The sequence below is a fragment of the Streptomyces sp. TLI_185 genome, from assembly GCF_003814765.1.
Taxonomy (GTDB): Bacteria; Actinomycetota; Actinomycetes; order Streptomycetales; family Streptomycetaceae; genus Streptomyces.
Genome location: NZ_RKRB01000001.1, coordinates 7,327,982 through 7,346,131, shown reverse-complemented (window position 1 = coordinate 7,346,131; position 18,150 = coordinate 7,327,982). Strand labels below are relative to the sequence as shown.

Here is an 18,150-nt window from a genome sequence, read left to right as displayed (position 1 = left end):
GCCGACCAATGGACCAAAAACACTGAAAGGGTGCCCTCTTGCCCGAGACTCTCGATGGGAATTGGGAACGAATCGAGGCCTGGCGAAGTCTGCCCGCCCGGAAACGGCGAGTCTTCTCCATCACCGGCGCTGCAGCCGTGGGAAAGACGGACTTCCTGGCTCAGGTGCGACGCCACGTTCCTGATTCAGTGTGGATCGACTGTCAGGGCCTGACGGCAGACACTGTGGCCTTGCTCATGCGTGAGGCATGCCGAACCTTCCCTGCTCCTGGCGATCTGGTGATCTTCCTCGCCAACGTGCAGTACGCCGGAGACCTGTTGACTTCCTCCCAGCCTGCGCGAGTGGCGGGCGTACTGGCTCCCGGCTTCAGGCGGTTCGGAACCCGGGAAGTGTGGGTGATGGCTGAGCATGACCCCGAACTGATCCCGGTGGTGCCGAATCACGAATACGAGATCGCTCTCGCTGAGCAGTCACCCATCCATCCGGAGATGCAACAGCCTGACGTCGAGCCATGGATGAGCGCGTTGGCGGCTGCGGAACTCCGGAAGGTCCCGCCGGCGGTGTGGCAGTTGCTGTGTGCGTCCGTTGATGCACCCGCCACTGCTGAGGAACTGGTCGCCCTTGCTCGCCGCCGACCGGACATTCTCTCGGTGGTTGAGGACGATTCGGGCACCCTGGAGGTGGGTTTTGTCTCCGACGCTGTCGCGCACGCATGGCGGCGGGCCTGGCCCTGCGAAGCAGCCACTCAGGCAAAGGTGCTCGACGCACTCCTGACTGCTGTGGGTGGTTCCCCCGAGGGCACCTGGGCACAAGGCGGCCCGGTGGCTCGCTACGCCAGCCGCGCTCTGCCCATGCACGCCGCTCTTGCGGGCGCCCTTCCCCGCGTGCTGGACAACGGGCGACTACTGGCTCAGTTTGCGTCGGCCGGCCTGTACGAAGCGCTCGCCGTTGCCTACCCCAACGGTGTCCCGTACGGGAGCACAGCCGCGCTCCTCCACTATCTGGAGATCCAGGGCATCGTCGCCCCGCCGCACGGGGAGTGGGTGGCCTGGCTGCATCATGCGGCACTCTGCGCGGGACGCACGGAGTTGGCGGATCAAATCCTGAGTGCTGGAGTAGAACTCCCTTGGCGAACGGTCTGGTCGAGGTGGCGGCCCTTGGGCGTGTTCGGGCTGCGATCGCATGATGCGGGAAGGGTCGATGAACTCGGGATCGCGGCGATGGAGCCCACTCTGCGTTTGATCACGGCGCGGGACACCACCACCGGGAAGAATGCATCCCCCAAATACAGATACCTGCGGCAGGAGTGGGACCCGACCACTGGCGCACAGATCTCCACGCCAGTCACGGTCCGCCAACCACTCGCCGAAGGTGACTGGGATTGGATCAGCGCCAGTAGCCGCCCCGACGGCCCGCCCGTCGTATTCGCGCGCCACAGTGACAACGGCTGGGAAAACGACTCCCCCCTACCCTCGCTGCCACCTCGTTGCCCTTCCAATGTCACTCAGGGTGTTCGTCTTGACGACATCTGGGTTCTCGCAGGCAAAGAAGGGCTCTTCGCAGTGACCATGCATGACGCAGACGACCTCCCTCAACCGCCCTTTCCGAGTAAGCCCTTGGTTGCGGCTCACTGTAAGTCTGCCGCTTGGCCTCTGCCCGACCACGTAGCAGCCGCTCTGCGTGGAGAGGAGCTGCGGGAATGGCTGGAAGAGACGTTCGGTGCAGGTTCCTGCCATCGGCTCAACGCTGATCAACTGCCCCCAGGGATCAGCGACGGAGAAACACATCGCTTCCTCACTCAAACCGGCCTGCCTGAGATCCGCGACTTCCTGCACTTGTCCATCACCCCGCGCGGCGACCGGCCCTTGCCCGAAGTTCCCTGGCCCGGCCGCGGGAGGGACATCCCTCGCCACCTGCGCGCACAATGCGAGGCACCCAGCGGCGGCCCGTTCTACGAACTGGGATCGTGGATGTATTCGACGTTGTTGCTGGACGGCACCACCGGTCGACTCCTCAGAGACACAACCGGCGGCATGCCCGAGCCGCTGGCGGGCAGCAGCCTCCTCCAGTTCTTCGCCATGGTCCGGCTCTTCGACGAGTTCCGCAGAACGCACCATCCCGACGCCCCCGACCACAAGGACGCACGGACCAGCCTCGCGGCATGGTGCAGGCGGATTGACCCCGACGCCGCGCAGCGCGAGGTCTGGGCACACATTCTTGAGGGTTACGAGTTCGAGGACAGCACCTGGGACCTCGCCACGTACGGCGATGAGTGGGTCTGATGCCCGAGCAAATCTCGTGCCGCGCACGGCCATGGCCGGCTCGCCGCCGCCACCCACCCCGACCTGCCCTGCCCTGCCCTGTCCTGTCCATCTGATGGTCCGGCGCTTCGCCGAATTCCGTAGGACGCACTGTCCCGACATCCCCGCCCACAAGGACGCACGGTCCGAAGCGTGAAACGACCTAGACGAGTACGGAGTTCACAAAGACACAGAGGCCACAACCCAGCAGGCCGCCGAAGAGCAGGCTGACGCTGGTGATGACCGTCCCGAACCGCATGGGGCGTCGGCCGGAACGAGCAGTCCGGGGAAGCCCACTTCTACGCCATCGACACCTACCACAATGCCAATCTCTGGTGGGTCGCCCGCGATGGCCACGTGGTACGCGGTCACAGTACGTACGGAGAGCCAGAGTGGGTTGGAGATCCCCTGCCCTTCGAGATCGAGTACATGGAAGGGGAGGACGATCCCTTTATGGACCCCTACTTCGTGGAGAAATACGCTGAGGGTGTTACTGACTCAGATGTGGTCGCAGAGGCACTCTCGGTCACACCAGGTCCGATGCCCGAGTCGACCACGCACGGCCACGGCTGGCTCGCGACCACCCACCCCGAAACCCTCAACTCCCGCTTCAAAGGCGCCTTGCCAATCTGAAGGCGCCCATGCAGCGCCATGGGGCGCTATCGCCCAAGCCGACCGACCGGCGCAGGTTTCCACGCCTACGCCGCGCACCTGGCTGTGAGTTTGGTTCCGCCTCGATAGGAGCTATGTGTTCGAGCCGACGCTGTCCCGCTCCTCTGCGCACTGCTCACTCCCGAGGATCTTGGCCAGGTCAGTTCCTGCAGGTCAAGCTGGAGGAGCGGTCCAGGAGGCGGCGAATCCGGGACGCGTCGGCGGGGTGGCAGCATGGCTGCATGAGTGAGGATCTGGACGCCGTACTGGCAGACCCCGCACGGCTGTTGACCGCTGATCGCGCGGCTGTGCGCGACCACATCGCCGCCGCGAATGACACGGACGGCGAGGGATACGAGGTCTTCCTGCAGGCCGAAGCGATCTTCGGTGACGCGGACGTGACGCCTGCCGAGTTCGCCTCCTGGCTGCATTTCGCGGCTAAGGCGACCGGCAACGAGGAGTACGCCGAGCGGATCGCGACGGCCGAGCCGGGTATGCCGTGGCGAACCGTGTGGGCGTGGTGGCGGCCGGCCAACTGGTTCATGGCCCACCCGAGCCTCAACGGCGACTATTACCAGGTCAATCGTCGCCTGTACGAGGGCCGAGAGCTCGTCGAAGTGCTGGACCGGCGCGGCCCGCTCTGGCTCGACGCGGAGACGGGCCGGAGAGTCAAGGTCAAGGACGAAGGAGCGCTGGCGAAAGCGCCGTTGGCCCCGGAAGCACTTGATGCGCCCGAGCTCTGCGACTGGGATCTGACCGCGCCGGAGAGCTGGGAAGGCGCGGTCGCGTTCGCCGCCGAGGGCGGCAGGACTCGCTGTCTCGTCGAGGACGCACACGGCATAGCAGTGCTTGAGACGGACGCGGAGGTGCTGCGCAACTGGCCCCGCGGTGAAGGGATCGACCCCACGTCGTCCGAAGCAGGGCCGTCCGGACCCGAACCGGCGCCGCGGCGGCCGACGGGGCTGCTCAGCGCGGCCCGGGTCGACGACGCCTTCGGGGAGCGGCATGTGGTGCGGATACCTGACAGCGCGCTGCCCGTACGGCTTGAACACCCCGGAAGCAGGCGGCACTTGCGAGACGTCGGCCTGCCTGTGTGGTGGGCGTGCCACGGGGGCGAGTTCACGGCCCATTCGGCCGACGCCATGCAGCCTCCGGCCGACGGCGCCCTGTCCGAAGACGGCCTGACCAGCGGTGTGGCCGCCGCGGACCTGATCGCCTTCGGCACCAGCGACTACGGCGAGCTGTATCTGCACCGCCACGAGGGCTCCGTGCACATCTGGAGCCGACTGGACGGCCCGACAAAGGAGGTGTTGGTGCCGCTCGCGCCGGACCTCGACGTCTTCACACGCGTCCTCGATGCCATCTACCGCTACAGCAACGCCTGTTGGCACCCCTACCCGGTGGAGGGCGATCAGGAGGACGTAGCGCAGGTGTTCCTGGACGAGATGGACGAGCTTGCCCCGGGCCTGTTCGATCCTCAGACGCCCAGCGGCATGGTGTGGAGCTGGCTCTACGCAGGCATCACCGAACTGGGCGTGGACGGCTTCTAGCCGTATCGCCCCTCGACCCCGCAACGTCCTTCACGTAGCCCGCTCCGGCTCCGCCGTACCCCTCCTGATCTCACTGATAGCTTGCTGTTTCTGCCAGTTACCTCCATTGCCTCCACGGGGAATCATGAGCCAGCCGCCGTTCCAACCGCCGCCGCAGCCGCCGCAGTCTCCGCAGCACCAGCCGAACCCGTACACCCAGCCCGCCCCGCCGCAACAGGCGCCGGGGTTCGGACCGCCGTCCGTCCCCGCGCAGCCCCCGATGCAGGCCGGACCGCCGCCCGTTCCCGGACAGCCTCCGATGTACTCAGGGCCGTCGCCCGTGCCCCAGGGGCAGCCGCCGGTGCAGCCGGGATACCCGATGCAGCCCGGACCGCCGTTCCAGACACCTCCCTTCGGGCAGCGACCGAATGCGAGCGGTAATCCCGCCGGCGCGGTGTTCCTCGCCTTGTTGGTCTCATTCGTCATCTCGCTGGTCTTCAGCGGTCTCCTCGTGGTCATTGGTGAACACCTGACGTTCGGGACGTCCACCGCCCTCTACCTCGCCTACGCACTCCTCAACGGGGCGATTGTCGGCGCCTTGATCGGAAAGGTGGCTCACCGCAGCAACGGAGCCTGGATCTGCGGCGCCGTCATCGCCGCGCTCGGCGCCTTCTTCGGCTGGGCCAACTCCCTCCCGATGTACATCGTCAAGGAAAAGGGGTTCTTCGGGATCAGGGACATGCTGGAATACGACCCCTTCTTCCCTGCCAAGGCATGGTGGAACGACGAAACCCACGGTGGAGTCGACTGGACCTCCCCGCTCGGCCTCGTACTCGCCGCAGCCGCCGCATGGGGCATCGCCTACCTCGTCGGCAACAAGCGCCGTCAGGCGTGACGCGTCATGTCGTTTCCCGGCGGGCTCTCCCCCTCCCCTTCCCCCACCGCCACCGTCGTGCCCACCGGCCGACGCTCTTCGCGGCGGATGATTCCCCTCGGCATCGTGCTCACAGTGATCAGTGCCCTCGTTCTGTTCGGCGGCATAGCAGTGACCGCCGGCCTCGGGGACGGCGCGCCGAATCCCAAGGGAATCGGGGGAATCGTCATGGGGCTGTTCATGGGCTCCATCGGCGTCACCAGCCTGATCACCACCTGGTCGGCCCGGCACTCCAGCGTGAGCGTCGATCACACGGGGCTGTGGGTGAGCAACGCCAATGCGCAGAACGTCATCCCCTGGCTGAGCCTCGCCGGGGTGGGGCTGTACTGGAGCAAGGTGGGCAGGGGCGGGGTGAAGGTGTACTCCATCGAGCTGTGCCCCAACGCTCCCATTGACCCTGACGACCCGGTCCTGTGGCCCCTGGTCCGCGACGAGGAACCGCTGCACCCCACCCTCCCGCGGCTGCGCTACCGCCTGCCTGTCCCCGCGAGTTCGCGAGTGTCGGTGATCGCGGCGATCCAGCAGCAGGTCCCGCAACTGTGGCTGGGCGAGACCGAGCGGGAGGCCGGCTACATGGGCGTTCCGGATCGCAAGGGGCACCGGGAGCGTACGCGTAGATCCCAGCGCTGAGGAACTGGCCCGGACTGGCATTGATGACCACGCACAGCGACCCCACGCCTACCACCGCCGCCCCCACAGCCTCCTGGCGCCGCTGGTCCCTGCTGGTGGGTCTGGTGGTCGCCTCGGCAGGGCTGCTGGCGGCGCACATCTCCTTCGACGGCGACACCTTCCAGAACTGCCACTACTTGGGCCCGTCCACGCGGATGTACGTCACCGCCTGGGCCGCCCCGGCCTGCGCGCTGGCGGCCCTGCTGCTCCTGCTGGCCCTGCGCCGCGGGGCACACCGGCGCGGGCAGCGGCCGACAGCGGTATGGCAGGGGTGCACGGCCATGGCAGCCGCCTGCCTCATCCCCGTACTGCTACTCGCACAACTCGCCACCCTGTACTGGGTGTACGAACCGGATCCATCCGGCGGGCAGGACTGCTCGGGGCTGACGTTGATGCACGACCGGGTTGCCGCGCGTCAGCGTTGAGCTGACCGCTTCCCCTCGACGGAACCGTGCACCGGCGCGTCCCGCTCGGCGCGTTCGCGGTCCAGTTCGGCCTGCTGCCGCGCATCCCAGTCCGCGAACTGGCCCTTGGACTGCTGGCGTTCCGCGTACGTCTGGTCCTCGGCCGCCCGGCGCATCTCGTGGAGCCGCTGGAAGACGGCCTCGGTGTACCGAGGATCCTGGAAGGCGTCCTTGACGTCGGCGCGTCCGCTCAGCACCTCACTCGCCATCTCGCGCAGGGCCGGGTCGAGCGAGGTCGCGCCGGCGATGGTGCGCAGGGAGCGGCGCAGCCGCAGGGCCTGTTCGGGGTCCTGGGCGATTCCCATGAGTTCCTCGTCCTGGATCTCCCGGTCCGCGGTCATGGGTGCGGCCGTCCTTCCTGTCGTCTCTTGTCGTTTCCCACCGGTGGTGAGGCAGCGGGTCTCACCGGTGGTGAGGCAGCGAGCCGTCAGCCGAACTCGCTTCGGGCCCAATCCTGCGCGCCCCCCGAGCCGTGCGAGGAGCCGGAGCGCGCCGAAGAGGCGGCGGCCGCGGTCCTGTTGGAGGACGCCTGCGTGCTCTGGGAGGATCCGGAGCCCGCGCCGGAACCCGACCCTGGACCCGAGCCTGAACCCGAGCCCGCCTCGGAGGAGCTGTCCGCAGCCCCGTCGGACGACTCCCCGCTGTTGCCACCCTGTCCGGACAACGCGTCGACGCCGTGCTGCACGCGATCCCCGACCGCCCCGGTGACCTTCTCCGTCGCCTGGTCCACCGCGTTGTCCACGTGCCCCTGCACGTCCGTGTAGCCGGCCAGGGTCGAGCCCTCGCCGCCCTTGACCTCGTTCTTGAGACCGTCCAGGTATTCGCCGCCCGCCTTCTTGGCGACGTCCGTCGTCTCTCCGAGGTCGATGCCGGACCGCTCGTCGAAGTGGGCCTCGATGCTCTGCTGGGCGATGTTCTGCGCCATTCCGACGGCGGCTTCCTTGGCCTTCTCCTTGGCCGCGTCCACCACCTTCTCCTGGACGAACTGCTTCGCCTCTTCCTTGATCTTGTCCTTGGCGAACTGCTTGACCTTCTCCTTGGTGATCTTCTCGAGCTGCTCCTTGGCGATCTTCTTGAGGGCGTCCATGGTGGCGTGCTCCATGGCCTTGGTGATCGCCTGCGTGACCTCCGTCTTGAGCTTGTTGAGCAGCTCCCGGACGATCACCCGCGCGGCCTGCGTCGCACCCAGCCCGCCGACCTCGGACAGTCCGAAGGTGAAGGGGGCCGCCGCCTGCGCCGCGATGATCTCCACGGCCAGGGCGATGAGTTGCGCGATCACGGCCAACTTCGCCGTGAGGACCGCGATCGCGGCTGCATCGAAGGCGAGAGCGATCACTTCGCAGGCGGTCTTCGCGTCCGGGATGTATCTGTCCTGGCCGTTCGCGCCGGTATAGGCGCCCCAGTCGTTGCTGAATTTTTCGACGGCCGTACCGGCGTTGCTCGCCAGGATGGTGCGGGCGAGTCCTTCGCCCTCCGTCTGGATCGTTTCGAGATCCTTGCCGAAAGCCCGCCAGGCCTCGGCGACGTTGTGCAGTGCTTCTTCGTCGGCCTCGGGCCAGCTGTAGCCGAGGAGGTCGAGCACCCAGACCAGCTCGCCGGGCAGTGTGAGCGACATGCCGATATCCCCGATTTAATTAGAGTTGGCCCGAAATCCCGTCCATCAGCACATAGTTCGACGATTCTGATTCGTCGTAGTTGTGCGCCATGTCCTGCAGCTTGTGCCCGATGCTCTCCAGCCGTTTCCCCAGGCTGTCCATCGATGTGAAGATTCCGTCACGAATCGGCGTGTAGACCTGCCCGAAGATCTCCCCGAAATCAGCGTCCGCCCACGGCTCGCCAAGATCTTCGAGAGTGTCCTGGAGCCGCTTGGAGGCCTTCCCGAAATCGACCCCGAGTTCGGCGAAGTTTCCCCCCTGCGTGCGGAGTACCCCAGTGTCCACATCAAAGGCTTCGAACGCCATTGCTCTCCCCCGTACTTCACTTGGCGCAGTTCATATAGGACGACAGACGGATACCTTAGACTCCTCGCGCACAACCAGCCAACCCGCCGGTCGAGAGATCGTCAAGCTTCCCAGGGGGACGACCAACAGTGGTGACAACACAGCCGCGTTACGCCAGCACAGGAAGCCTTTGGGTGGGGAGGCTCGTCGGCCTGGGGTTGCTCCTCGTGGCCACGGCCGTCGCCGTTGTGACGATTCCGGAACTGCGCAGTGAACTCGCCGGCGAGGGCACCGAAGGAACCCTCACCGTTTCTTCATGCGAAACGCACACGAAGACCCACTACGGCACGCACAGGCGTACGACACAGCTCGAGTTCAGCTGCACCGGAAACTGGACCGCACAACACGGCGGGGCCAGCTACCAAGACGTAACGGTGAACACGTCATCACGTTTCGAAAACGGCGCGAAAATCCCCGTCGTACAAGCGGACGACACTTTCGAACTGCCTGAGGACCGGGCCCCTGGAAAGGACGCCGCGATTCTCGCGTTCTGTCTCTCCCTGGTGGCATTCGGCATCTTCTGCCTCCTCACCGGCTTCGGCGCCCGCAACGGCCCCGCCCTCTCGGACTCCTGGCAGCGCCTGCCGGCCCGAAAGGTCACCGGCCCCGTCCTGGGCGGCGTATTCGCCCTGGGCGCCCTGGCGGCACTCGTCTGCGCTCTCGCCCTGTAACGCCCGCCCGTATCCCCTCCTGAGGAACCCCAATGACACAAGTACACGGGACCGCCGCGACGAACGCCGCCGCACCGGGAGATCGGGCAAGCCATGGCCGCCTCATCGGCGCAGGCCTGATCCTCGTAAGCCTCGTCCTCGTGGCCCTCGGCGCCTACCTCGGCCCCTACAAGTACGCCACGTCCACGCCGGGCAAGCTCACCGTCCAGAACTGCACCGTCGATTACAAGTACCGGAGCTCGTCGAGCAGTTCGAGTTCACGGAAGAAGACCAAGACCAGGTGGTGCTACGGCACGTTCACCTCCGACGACGGCACCGTCAAGGACCTCAACGCCGAGCTCCGCAGCGACGCCCTGTACCAGCGCGGCCACGTCATTGAGGCCCGCAGGATCAGCGACGTCTCCTACATGCAGGACCAGGGCTGGGCCCACGCCATCGCCGTCGGCTGCGCATGGTGGTTCGGCGCCCTGATCGCCCTGGCCATCGGCCTCTTCAGCGCCATCACCGGCTTTCCCTACGGACAGGGGGAGAGCCAGCGCCTGTTCCGCACCACCCTGGTGACGGTCGGGGTGGGCGTACTCGGCCTCGTGGTCAGCCTGTTGGTGGTGTTCTTCACCTGACGGAGGGCCCGGCACGCCTGGAAGAAGACCCGCGCCGGGCCGTCGCCAACCGTCCGCCTACCCGCACTCCGTGGGTGCGGGTCCTACTGCGGGTCGTACTGTGGCTGGCGGCGCCGGCCGCCGTCGCGCTCACCGTCATCGTCGTCTACGGGTTCATCCAGTTCGCCCACGCCATCGATCACCCCGAGGACAGCTTCTCCGGCTGGCAGTGCGCCGCCGAGTCCGGCACCTGCGGGCCCTGAGCCCATAGGCGCCGGGGCGCCTGAATGCTCAAGGCTCGCACGTCATCGAGTGCCCCGAGCACAACCAGTCGCCGTCCGGTGGCTTGTCGAGATCGTCGATGGATTGCACGAGTCCCCAGGCCGCGTAGAGCACAAAGGCGACGCAGGCCGACATCAGCAGCCACAGCACCGCTTTCTTGCCGGAGGGACGCCGCAGCCAAGAGCGACGAGGGCGTGTGCGGCCCGTCGCCGATCGGATTCCGTCCGACGCGTCTGCCTTCGGCCCACGTCCCGTGTGCTGACCGACGTACCGGGGACTCAAGCCGAAGTCCTGATCGTGTCGGAGGTACCCACGACGTCGAAGTCACGAGCAAGACCTACGGAGTTGAGGTGCGCAAGATCGGCCTGCTCGAGTTCCATCTTGAAAGGACCACCGAACTTCTCCTGGGTGCGCCGGTGTTCACTGGGCACTCCCCAGTCGTAGCGCTTCTTCACTTCCACTTGGTACGTGATCTCGTCACCGTGCTTCTCTCCGACGAGGCGGTACTGGAAATGGTTCAGGGCGTAGTACCAGTCCAGGCTCGAGTCACCGTCCGCGGTGTTCGGGGCGGTCGACCCCCACTCGGTGGTGAACGGGCCGTCGGGGCGCTTCCGCACATCCTGCCCCAACGTCTTGTCCACATCACGCTGGAACTGCGGGATATCCCGCATCATCTGCTGCGGCTCCACCTCGACGGTCTTGCCTGAGCCGTCGAGATAGTGCTTGACCAGGCCGGCGGTATTGGCCCAGCCACGAGCGGCCGCACCGGCACCGACGTTGTTCAGCTGGTTGCGCACCATCCGATCTTTGACGGTGGGCTCGAAAACGTTGTACCGGCGGTCCTCTGTTTCGAAGTTGTGCGGCGTACCGAAGATCACCTTGAGGCTTGTCGTGAGCCACTCATCAATCTTGTCCACCTCTCTCAGAACCTCTTGGGCCCGGAGCTGGATGAGATCAGCGGCCTGCTTCTTCTCCTGGTACTTCGCTTCGCCGTTCGGGTCGTCGCGGTCGATCAGGATCGACCATTCGACGACACCGTCATCGGCAATCTTCATCCCTGCGTCATGCGCATTGCGGTCGAGTTCGCGCGCGACCCGCTGCCAGCCTTCCAAGCCGTCAGTGCCTCCGGTTCCGCGTGCTCCGTCGGCCTCCTCGTCCAGAAACCTGCTCAGGGACTTGACCTCTGCGTCGAGCGCGTCGAAGCCGACCTGTATGCGGTCGCAGTACTTCTGAGCCGCCTCTCCGCCCTCGCCCCTCCAATGGTCCCTGTGCAACTTGCGCACAACGTCGTCGTGGAATCCCTCACGGGCCTGCCTGATCTTTCGGTGGATGACGTCGTTCCACCGGTCGGCGAACCTCTCCAGGCCGGCGACGTCCAACTCCAGGAGTTGCGAGAAGGTGACCACTGCCATGCCTTTCAGCGGTAGATGCCGGAGAAGTCGTGCGCCATACGGATCTCATTGCCGTCGTAGGCGTCCGCGCTGCTGCGAAAGTTGTCGGAGGCGCGGTTCAGCCGGTCGCGCATCACCTGGTTCAGGCGCTCCCAGCGCTCGTGCATGTCGTCGATGCTCTGCACGAACCCCCAGCCTGGTGCCGACCTCGCCAGATCCTCCGCGGCGTCCTTCGCCTCACCCAACGTCTTCCAAACCGTCAGAGAGGCCTCGTCACACGCGTCCGCACAGTCTCGCAAGAACGACGAGGTCACCCCGACATCGGGATCCGATCCCCACGGAGGCGGCAGGTTCGGTCCCGTGGGCGAAGGCGTCGGCTCAGGGCCGGAAGGCGACGGGCTCGGCTCGGCGGGTGCTGGATCCGGGTCGGGTGTCGGTCCGGGTGAGGGCGACGGCGTCGGCGTCGGCGACGCACCGGAAGCTATGGAGTAGGACAGCCTCGGGTCTTCGGGATCACTCATCGCATCCTCCACGCCTGTCCGGGTCGTTAATTACAGCCAGGGCTGCCATCATCCCAAGCGGCCCGTACAGCACAGGGGTTGGGCTCCGATGCAGGTCAGCCTCAGGGCGAGCCATCAACGTACAGGCCTTCGATGCTACGACTGGTGCCAGCGTTGAGGTTGCTGATGAACCCCGAAAAGGTTCCCCTGGGGAAGGAGATCATGCCCCGGGACGGGGCCTTCGAGTCACGTATCGCGACTCGGGTGGGGAGGTTCGCTATCTCCACGCAGTTGTTGCCGTCGCCGCTTCCTGAGTAGGACGACTTCCGCCAGTTGTGGGGGGTGGTCACGGCGCGCCTCACAGCTCCTTCGCCAGCCTACGGATGAAGTCACGCGACCGCTGGGGGTCGAGGGACACAGCCTCCACTTTACGGAAGAGCGTTCGAAAAGCACCGAGCTCTGCTTCGGAGTCGATAAAGCCGGCGCCTTGAGGCGCGTCGCGCACCACCGTGTCCAGCTTCGGCACGACACCACCCACGTACATCATTGAATTTGTGGCGCCGGCGAATCCGTCCAAGTCGAAGGGGATGACCCGTACCGTGATGTGGTCCGCTTCGGACACTTCGAGGATGCTGGCGAGTTGAGCCTGTGTCTCTGCGCGGTTGCCGACCCTGATGCGTAGTGCCGCTTCATGGATCACCCCTTCATACGGGACAGGCGCCGGGTCCTCGATGATCACCTTGCGTGCCATCCGATGGCGGACCCTCCGCTCGAGGTCGGCATCAGGCAGTTCGGGGACTCGGTAGGAGAAAACGGCGCGGGCGTAGTCCTGTGTCTGAAAAAGGCCAGGAACGTGCAAGAACTCCACGTCCAGCCGATACGAGCAGTGGTGTTCCAACTCGGCAAGGTCCAGGAACGCATTGGGGAGTTGACCTCGGTACTCCTCCCACCAGCCTCGTGACCGATCGGTCGCCATGTCCACGAGAGCCTCGGTCAACTCGGCGTCGACGCAGGAGTAGTTGGCCGCAAGACGACGCACCGTGTCTTCACTTACGCCCCCAACGCCTGACTCGATTTGACTGAGCCGGGCAGCGTCGGTTCCGAGCAAGGCAGCGGCCTCGCGGCCTTTGAGCCCCGCTGCCTCGCGTAGCTTCAGTAGCTCGGTACCCAGTCGCGCCTGCCGCGCCGTGGGCTGCCGTCTCCGCGGCATAACGCCTCCTTGCCCCAACGGCTTTGGAACGGTGCCCCGTTCGGAGGTCAGATTACGACAACGGCTTGCACCGTTCCAACATTGGACCCTACTGTCAGTATCGCGACGCACACACTGCGAAACCACGGGGTTCCGGAAGCGCACCGCTCCGTCCTGCCATGACGGCTGCGGCACTGCCACCGCCCACCCTCACGCAGAAACCTCCCCCCTTCCTCTGACAGGAGTTGCGGCATGCCCGAAAACGAGCCCTGGGAGTACTCCCTCTACATCCCGAACGACCCGCGAGCCGTCACCATCTGTCGCCGCACCGTCCGTCTTATCCTCACGATGCACGGCTTGATCCGCCTCGTAGACAGCTCCGAGTTGCTGGCGACGGAGCTGGTCTCCAACGCCGTACGCCACACCAAGGGACCCGCCGCTCTGCGCCTGCGGTGGCGCAGCGGCGTGCTGCGGATCGGCGCCTGGGACGCCGACCCCGAGCCGCCCGAACCGCCGTCGAAACTGAGCGACCTGGTCTATGCGGAGGACGGACGCGGTCTCGCGCTGGTCCGCGCCTGCGCCGACCTATGGGGCTGGCAGCCGCTGGCCAGAAACGGCAACCGAGGAAAGTACGTTTGGTGCGAGATCGCTGCCGCGTAGGTCGCGCTGTCAGGTGCCAGCCGGACTCGGCCGTCCGGTACTCGTAAGCAATCCCACAGGCACCGACGTTCGGAGATAGTTCCGGCATGGCCTGGCCCGTGACACTCGTCAGCGATCACGACCTGCTCCGAACCGTTGCAGAACGCATCTCCGATTAGGGGGTCGGCTCAGCAGCCATGGCGATCCAGCTCAGAATACCTACGGGGATCGCAACCACTACGGCATAGCCCATCCGGTCGGCCACTTGCTGACGCCGTGAGGGCTGCCGACTATGGGATTCCCGGCGCTGGGACGCTCCGCGCGGCTTGATCGCTTGGTACGCGAGGCATCCGAGGACGGCCACGCAGACCGAGACCTGCCAGAGCTCGCCCACGATGCCCCAGAACCCGACCCGCTGAATCGTGTGGGGCTCCAGCCCCTGCCGTGCGTCGAACTCGGTGCCGTCCGGGTAGTCGTGCCCAGTGTCTTCGAGATGCACGTAGACGGCGTCGGCGGCGGTGCCGCCGACCCGTGTGAAGTCCCCGTAGCAGTTGTAGTCGGAGTTCTTACGGGTGTTGCTGGTGTTGACGCAGGTGTCCACCTTGTACGTGCCAGGGGTGCCGTAGACGCCCGCGGACAGGGCAAGGTCCGCGGTCGCGGTGACGCACCAAAAGGCGGTCACGAGGGCGAGGATGCCGCCACACACCCAGCCGACTGCACGCTTCATCCGGTCACCAAGATCCTCGGCTCCTTCTCCAACAGCCTGGAGATACCGGCCTGTTCGGCAAGTGCCCTGCGCTGAGGATCGGCCTGGGCGCGCTCTTGCTCGTACTTCTTCCAGTCCGCGGGCTGCACGAAAAGCATGTCGTTGCTCCCCGGCACGATCATGACGCCACCGAAGGCAAGGTCACCGGCGAACCAGGCGCCGCCCTCCTCGGCTTCCTTCGGCCAGCGGCGCACCGTCGAGGCGTTGATCGCACGCAGAGACGGGGCGCCATGCTGCCCGCGCACCGACAGGCGGACGGTGTACACATCGCCGAGGTACTTCCACTCGGAGTCCTTCTTGGACACTCGGGTGCGGTACTCCAGGGGGTAGGTGTGCAGCACCTTCTCGCACACCTTGAACCGCGACCCGTGTCGCAACCGGAGGACGAGGAAGATCAGCACGAGCAGGGCGGCAGGGGCACAGAAGGCGGGCAAGGCAGCATCCCAGCCGGCCAGACGCGCCACGATCGGCACGGCAAACAGGATCACGGCGAGCACGAGGCGCGTGACAATGTGCCAGTACAGGAGGGTCCTGTTGTGTTTGAGAACCTGCGCGATGTCGGGTGCCTTGGGCGGATTATCCATGAGCGGGCCCCGTCCTTATCCGAAGTCGTTACGCATGGCTGCTTCGACCGAGTCCGCTCTCGGCTCGTCCAGATCCGGCGTCGGCTTTGTTGGATCGGTAAACGTCAGCGTATGAGCAACCCCAAGAAGGATGTCCCGATACACGTCCGCGAGATGGAGAGCGGGTGTCACCAGCTGGACCAAAATGATATCGGGCGTGCCCGAGCCGGTGACCGCGATCGTGCCCTGCCACACGTCGCCACGCAGAGGGCCATCCGGGCTGTCGGGATCCCTACCCGGCGCGACGGTGCTCTTCTTCTCCTCTGCGAGATAGCCAAGACCACATGGCAGTTCCAGGGGGCGCATCCCGGAGTCCGGATCATCGGCGGCTGTCCCCGCGAGGCTGGCGATCACCAGCTTTGCATTGTGGCCCGACGTAGAGACAGTAGAGATTGTGAGAGTAGACGTCACAATGGTGCCGTCGTCATCCGGGTGGTAACCGACCGCGCACATATGCACGTTCTGGGCATTGAGCGCGGTGACCATACCCGCATAAAACTGCAGGGCTTGCGAGGCTTGCTCCCGTTGTTCTGCGGGCAGCGCGCTCAGCTCTCGGACCAGATCCTCGATACGCTCACGCGGCGGTTCGAGCTCCAGCTTCGCGTAGCCGTGCGGAATGCCGTACCAGAAGACAGGTTTGGCAGCCCCGCTTGCAGCGGAGTCCGATGGAGCGGCGGTCGCAGTCATGCTTCGTTCACCTCTCGGTTGGGCTACCTTGCCGCCAGGAGGGACCGCACGATGTCCGTCCCAGCCCATACTCCGCCGCCGATATTGATGCCTGTCGCCACATTGCCCGCCGTGCCCTCATCAGGCATGAAGTTCGCAGCGACGCTGAGGCCGTTCACGCTGATGTCAGTCATGAGTTTTGCCGAGCCTGCGGCACTCTCCCCGGCTGCCTGCCACGCTTCGGCCGCGGCCGTTGTCGGGGCCGTGCGCAGCACGTGGCCGACTTCCCGTACGAACTCGGTGCCGACCTCGCGGCTCGTGACGCTAACGCCCATCTCTGCTGCGTCCGCGAGCCCACCGCGGATACCGCGGGCTGCCGAGCTCAGCGCCCTACCGCCGGGCACCAGGCCAATGGCGTCGCCGCCGAAGGAGGCCCAGGCAGAGAGGGTGTCCTTGTTCCAGCCGAACTTGTCACCCCCGGGGAAGAACGCGTCCCGGAAGTCCGGGTCGGAGAAGTTCTTGGCCAAGTCCGCTGCGCTGGCGGCAATCGCAATGCCGGCGAACAGCGGGGCAAGCGGAGTCGGAAAAAGAGCAAGCAGACCGGCAATAGCCCCGATGGTGCCGGCATTCTCCAACAGGAAGTCACCGACCGACTTGAGGACGTCGCCGACCTTGTCCCAGAAGCCCGGCTCGTCTGGAGCCTTCTTCGCCGAGCCCTCCAAAGCCTTGGCGATGGTTTCTGCATCGCTGGTGTGCTCGGTCTCCAGCTCCAAGGCCTTGCCGTTGAGCGACTCGTACTCGCTGTTGGCCTTGGTGAGGGCCGTGCTTGCCTCGCTCAAGTCCCGCTCCGCGGAGCGGAGCCGAGCAGTCGCGGCGTCGGCCTCCTCCTGCGAGGAGAAGGTCTGGCCCGCGAGCTTCAGGTCCGGGTGCTGGGCCGCCTGGTCGTACGAGCTCTTGGCCTTGTCGGCCGCAGCCTTCTTCTCGGCCGCCGCCTCGTCGTACTTCTTTGCCAGCTCCCGATTGGAGGTGAGATGGCCTTCCCACTTGTGCAGTTGGGTCGCGGCGCTACGCAGGGAGGAGGCGGCGTCCTTGATGTACTTGGGCAGTTCGCCGTCGAGGGACTCGCGGAACTTCTCCGCCGCGTCGCCCTCCCAGTAGCTGCTCTCGCTGGTGAGCTTCGTCAGCTGCCGGTGCGTGTTCTCCAGCGCCGTCGCGGCTGCGGCCACCTTCTGCTGCAGCTTCGTAACCTCAGTGGGAATGCCCGGCACAGGGTTCCAGCCGAGGTTGGGATACGGGTTCGCCGCCATTACTTACCGCCCCCGTCGCCACCCGTGGTGCTCTCGCTCGCGATCTGCTTCAGGACTTTCTCCAAGGCCTCCTCGACCTCTTCATAGCCCTTCTTGTTGGACTTCACGCCTTCTTTGATCGCGTCGATCATTTTCTTGGTCTTATCAGCCCCGTACTTCCACTCTTCCTGGAACTTGTCACATGCCTCGTCAAGCCGGCCAGTGCCGATCTGATCGGCACGCACGTGGTCCAGGGCAGACCGGGCCTCGTTCAACTCGTCGACACATCTCTCCAGGTCTGTCAGGAACTGTTCGAGTTGGCCGATGTCTGTCTTGAAGTGGTCCCCCATGGGCCGGTTTCTCCCCGCTCGGCTCTGGATACATTGTGCCTGGAGAATTCAACTGATCACCCAGGCTTCCTCAGCACCATACATGCATTGCCAAAGTGTGCCGTACTGAGTCCCCAGTGGCCCCTCGGCTCTTCGAAAAGCCACCGTAAGAGCGCCACGGGTCCGTCCCCTGTGTATGACATGGGCCCTACAGCCAGGAACCGTCATCAGGACGTTCTTGTACCAACCCGGTTCGCAGAGGCCCAAGGTCATGTGGCACGTCACACCGGGCGGGTCGAGGCATGGATGGCCCAGATCGGGACAATGAAGGCGAGCCAATTCCGGCTCGGCGAAGCGTACGGCCGTTCGTTCGCATAGTTCGTCCGGGACGGAGCCCTCCGTCAAGGTCACGCCCCCATCCGAACCTGATTTGTCTACTGGCCCTGATGTGGTGGTTGTTGGGCATAAGGGTTGGGATTCTGCTGCGAATGTCCCGGAGGAGCGGGGCACCCATACCCATGGCCTGGAGCCGACGGGGGGTATGGCTGGTGCGCAGGCGGGTACGTCGCTTGCTGGGGCGGGTAGCCCATGCTCTGGGGGTAATTTCCGCTGACAGGGCCGCCGTGCCCCGAGTTGCGGCGACTACGGGTTACGGCGATGGC

The 18,150-nt window shown here is 65.6% G+C and carries 22 protein-coding genes; 10 read left to right on the top strand and 12 right to left on the bottom strand.

From position 1 onward, the window contains the following. The first annotated feature begins 38 nt into the window (after positions 1-38). The 6 genes from EDD92_RS34025 (at position 39) to EDD92_RS34000 (ending at position 6,508) form a co-directional block, all read left to right on the top strand. Positions 39-2,282 carry an SUKH-4 family immunity protein gene (locus tag EDD92_RS34025; protein WP_123967847.1) on the top strand — a complete coding sequence of 748 codons (2,244 nt, stop codon included), beginning with the start codon at positions 39-41 and terminating at the stop codon, positions 2,280-2,282. Between the two features lie 471 nt (positions 2,283-2,753). Then, the gene (locus tag EDD92_RS34020) at positions 2,754-2,933 is read left to right on the top strand and encodes a hypothetical protein (protein ID WP_123967846.1); all 180 of its coding nucleotides are present in this window, start codon (positions 2,754-2,756) and stop codon (positions 2,931-2,933) included. Between the two features lie 260 nt (positions 2,934-3,193). Further along, positions 3,194-4,501, top strand: coding sequence for an SUKH-4 family immunity protein (locus EDD92_RS34015; RefSeq protein ID WP_123967845.1), 1,308 nt, complete (start codon positions 3,194-3,196; stop codon positions 4,499-4,501). A 445-nt stretch (positions 4,502-4,946) separates the two neighbouring features. After that, on the top strand, positions 4,947-5,375 hold the full coding sequence (locus EDD92_RS51485) for a hypothetical protein (protein ID WP_260326925.1): 429 nt from the start codon (positions 4,947-4,949) through the stop codon (positions 5,373-5,375). A gap of 105 nt (positions 5,376-5,480) precedes the next feature. Beyond that, complete coding sequence (locus EDD92_RS34005; protein WP_260326924.1) at positions 5,481-6,044, top strand: hypothetical protein; 564 nt, start codon at positions 5,481-5,483, stop codon at positions 6,042-6,044. A 23-nt stretch (positions 6,045-6,067) separates the two neighbouring features. Next, complete coding sequence (locus EDD92_RS34000; protein ID WP_123967842.1) at positions 6,068-6,508, top strand: hypothetical protein; 441 nt, start codon at positions 6,068-6,070, stop codon at positions 6,506-6,508. Here the strand turns inward: EDD92_RS34000 and EDD92_RS33995 are convergent. The 3 genes from EDD92_RS33995 to EDD92_RS33985 form a co-directional block, all read right to left on the bottom strand. Then, complete coding sequence (locus EDD92_RS33995) at positions 6,499-6,888, bottom strand: hypothetical protein (RefSeq protein WP_123967841.1); 390 nt, start codon at positions 6,886-6,888, stop codon at positions 6,499-6,501. The genes EDD92_RS34000 and EDD92_RS33995 overlap by 10 nt on opposite strands. A gap of 86 nt (positions 6,889-6,974) precedes the next feature. Then, positions 6,975-8,162, bottom strand: coding sequence for a PE-PGRS family protein (locus EDD92_RS33990; protein ID WP_123967840.1), 1,188 nt, complete (start codon positions 8,160-8,162; stop codon positions 6,975-6,977). A gap of 19 nt (positions 8,163-8,181) precedes the next feature. Next, complete coding sequence (locus EDD92_RS33985; RefSeq protein ID WP_123967839.1) at positions 8,182-8,508, bottom strand: hypothetical protein; 327 nt, start codon at positions 8,506-8,508, stop codon at positions 8,182-8,184. Positions 8,509-8,714: 206 nt separating this feature from the next. On the opposite strand from EDD92_RS33985, the gene EDD92_RS33980 reads away from it, so the two are divergent. From EDD92_RS33980 to EDD92_RS50080, 3 genes are all read left to right on the top strand, one after another. Further along, a complete protein-coding gene (locus EDD92_RS33980) occupies positions 8,715-9,218 on the top strand; it encodes a hypothetical protein (RefSeq protein ID WP_123967838.1) in 504 nt (167 codons plus the stop codon). Between the two features lie 32 nt (positions 9,219-9,250). After that, positions 9,251-9,838: a hypothetical protein gene (locus EDD92_RS33975; RefSeq protein WP_123967837.1), complete on the top strand. Its 588-nt coding sequence runs from the start codon at positions 9,251-9,253 to the stop codon at positions 9,836-9,838. Between the two features lie 74 nt (positions 9,839-9,912). Then, positions 9,913-10,080, top strand: a complete 168-nt coding sequence (locus EDD92_RS50080) for a hypothetical protein (RefSeq protein ID WP_185124214.1) — start codon at positions 9,913-9,915, stop codon at positions 10,078-10,080. A 297-nt stretch (positions 10,081-10,377) separates the two neighbouring features. Here the strand turns inward: EDD92_RS50080 and EDD92_RS33970 are convergent, their stop codons facing one another. The 4 genes from EDD92_RS33970 to EDD92_RS33955 form a co-directional block, all read right to left on the bottom strand. Then, on the bottom strand, positions 10,378-11,511 hold the full coding sequence (locus tag EDD92_RS33970) for a hypothetical protein (RefSeq protein ID WP_123967836.1): 1,134 nt from the start codon (positions 11,509-11,511) through the stop codon (positions 10,378-10,380). A 5-nt stretch (positions 11,512-11,516) separates the two neighbouring features. Further along, the gene (locus EDD92_RS50075; RefSeq protein WP_185124213.1) at positions 11,517-11,675 is read right to left on the bottom strand and encodes a hypothetical protein; all 159 of its coding nucleotides are present in this window, start codon (positions 11,673-11,675) and stop codon (positions 11,517-11,519) included. Between the two features lie 437 nt (positions 11,676-12,112). After that, positions 12,113-12,340, bottom strand: coding sequence for a DUF397 domain-containing protein (locus EDD92_RS33960; protein ID WP_123967835.1), 228 nt, complete (start codon positions 12,338-12,340; stop codon positions 12,113-12,115). A gap of 8 nt (positions 12,341-12,348) precedes the next feature. Further along, entirely contained in the window at positions 12,349-13,200 is an 852-nt protein-coding gene (locus tag EDD92_RS33955) for a helix-turn-helix transcriptional regulator (RefSeq protein ID WP_123967834.1), read from the bottom strand. A gap of 231 nt (positions 13,201-13,431) precedes the next feature. Here EDD92_RS33955 and EDD92_RS33950 point away from each other — a divergent pair, with 231 nt between their 5' ends. Continuing rightward, complete coding sequence (locus EDD92_RS33950; RefSeq protein ID WP_123967833.1) at positions 13,432-13,839, top strand: ATP-binding protein; 408 nt, start codon at positions 13,432-13,434, stop codon at positions 13,837-13,839. Positions 13,840-13,993: 154 nt separating this feature from the next. On the opposite strand, the gene EDD92_RS33945 is transcribed toward EDD92_RS33950, so the two are convergent. Genes EDD92_RS33945 through EDD92_RS33925 form a run of 5 tightly spaced genes read right to left on the bottom strand, consistent with a single transcriptional unit; the run spans position 13,994 to position 17,509 of the window. Then, positions 13,994-14,545 carry a hypothetical protein gene (locus tag EDD92_RS33945; protein WP_123967832.1) on the bottom strand — a complete coding sequence of 184 codons (552 nt, stop codon included), beginning with the start codon at positions 14,543-14,545 and terminating at the stop codon, positions 13,994-13,996. Beyond that, a complete protein-coding gene (locus tag EDD92_RS33940; RefSeq protein WP_123967831.1) occupies positions 14,542-15,168 on the bottom strand; it encodes a hypothetical protein in 627 nt (208 codons plus the stop codon). The genes EDD92_RS33945 and EDD92_RS33940 overlap by 4 nt, the downstream gene beginning before the upstream one ends. A gap of 15 nt (positions 15,169-15,183) precedes the next feature. Then, a complete protein-coding gene (locus tag EDD92_RS33935; protein ID WP_123967830.1) occupies positions 15,184-15,894 on the bottom strand; it encodes a hypothetical protein in 711 nt (236 codons plus the stop codon). A 23-nt stretch (positions 15,895-15,917) separates the two neighbouring features. Then, positions 15,918-17,180 (bottom strand): hypothetical protein, encoded by a 1,263-nt coding sequence (locus EDD92_RS33930; protein WP_123967829.1) that lies wholly within the window; start codon positions 17,178-17,180, stop codon positions 15,918-15,920. Next, positions 17,180-17,509 (bottom strand): hypothetical protein, encoded by a 330-nt coding sequence (locus tag EDD92_RS33925; RefSeq protein ID WP_123967828.1) that lies wholly within the window; start codon positions 17,507-17,509, stop codon positions 17,180-17,182. The genes EDD92_RS33930 and EDD92_RS33925 overlap by 1 nt, the downstream gene beginning before the upstream one ends. Positions 17,510-18,150 lie beyond the last annotated feature (641 nt).

Coding starts and splice junctions, on each gene's coding strand:
- EDD92_RS33985 (WP_123967839.1), bottom strand. CDS start 8,508: ATGGCGTTCGAAGCCTTTGATGTGGACACTGGGGTACTCCGCACGCAG.
- EDD92_RS33990 (WP_123967840.1), bottom strand. CDS start 8,162: ATGTCGCTCACACTGCCCGGCGAGCTGGTCTGGGTGCTCGACCTCCTC.
- EDD92_RS34020 (WP_123967846.1), top strand. CDS start 2,754: ATGGACCCCTACTTCGTGGAGAAATACGCTGAGGGTGTTACTGACTCA.
- EDD92_RS33935 (WP_123967830.1), bottom strand. CDS start 15,894: ATGACTGCGACCGCCGCTCCATCGGACTCCGCTGCAAGCGGGGCTGCC.
- EDD92_RS33925 (WP_123967828.1), bottom strand. CDS start 17,509: ATGGGGGACCACTTCAAGACAGACATCGGCCAACTCGAACAGTTCCTG.
- EDD92_RS34000 (WP_123967842.1), top strand. CDS start 6,068: ATGACCACGCACAGCGACCCCACGCCTACCACCGCCGCCCCCACAGCC.
- EDD92_RS33940 (WP_123967831.1), bottom strand. CDS start 15,168: ATGGATAATCCGCCCAAGGCACCCGACATCGCGCAGGTTCTCAAACAC.
- EDD92_RS33975 (WP_123967837.1), top strand. CDS start 9,251: ATGACACAAGTACACGGGACCGCCGCGACGAACGCCGCCGCACCGGGA.
- EDD92_RS33970 (WP_123967836.1), bottom strand. CDS start 11,511: ATGGCAGTGGTCACCTTCTCGCAACTCCTGGAGTTGGACGTCGCCGGC.
- EDD92_RS33930 (WP_123967829.1), bottom strand. CDS start 17,180: ATGGCGGCGAACCCGTATCCCAACCTCGGCTGGAACCCTGTGCCGGGC.
- EDD92_RS33945 (WP_123967832.1), bottom strand. CDS start 14,545: ATGAAGCGTGCAGTCGGCTGGGTGTGTGGCGGCATCCTCGCCCTCGTG.
- EDD92_RS33950 (WP_123967833.1), top strand. CDS start 13,432: ATGCCCGAAAACGAGCCCTGGGAGTACTCCCTCTACATCCCGAACGAC.
- EDD92_RS33995 (WP_123967841.1), bottom strand. CDS start 6,888: ATGACCGCGGACCGGGAGATCCAGGACGAGGAACTCATGGGAATCGCC.
- EDD92_RS33955 (WP_123967834.1), bottom strand. CDS start 13,200: ATGCCGCGGAGACGGCAGCCCACGGCGCGGCAGGCGCGACTGGGTACC.
- EDD92_RS34015 (WP_123967845.1), top strand. CDS start 3,194: ATGAGTGAGGATCTGGACGCCGTACTGGCAGACCCCGCACGGCTGTTG.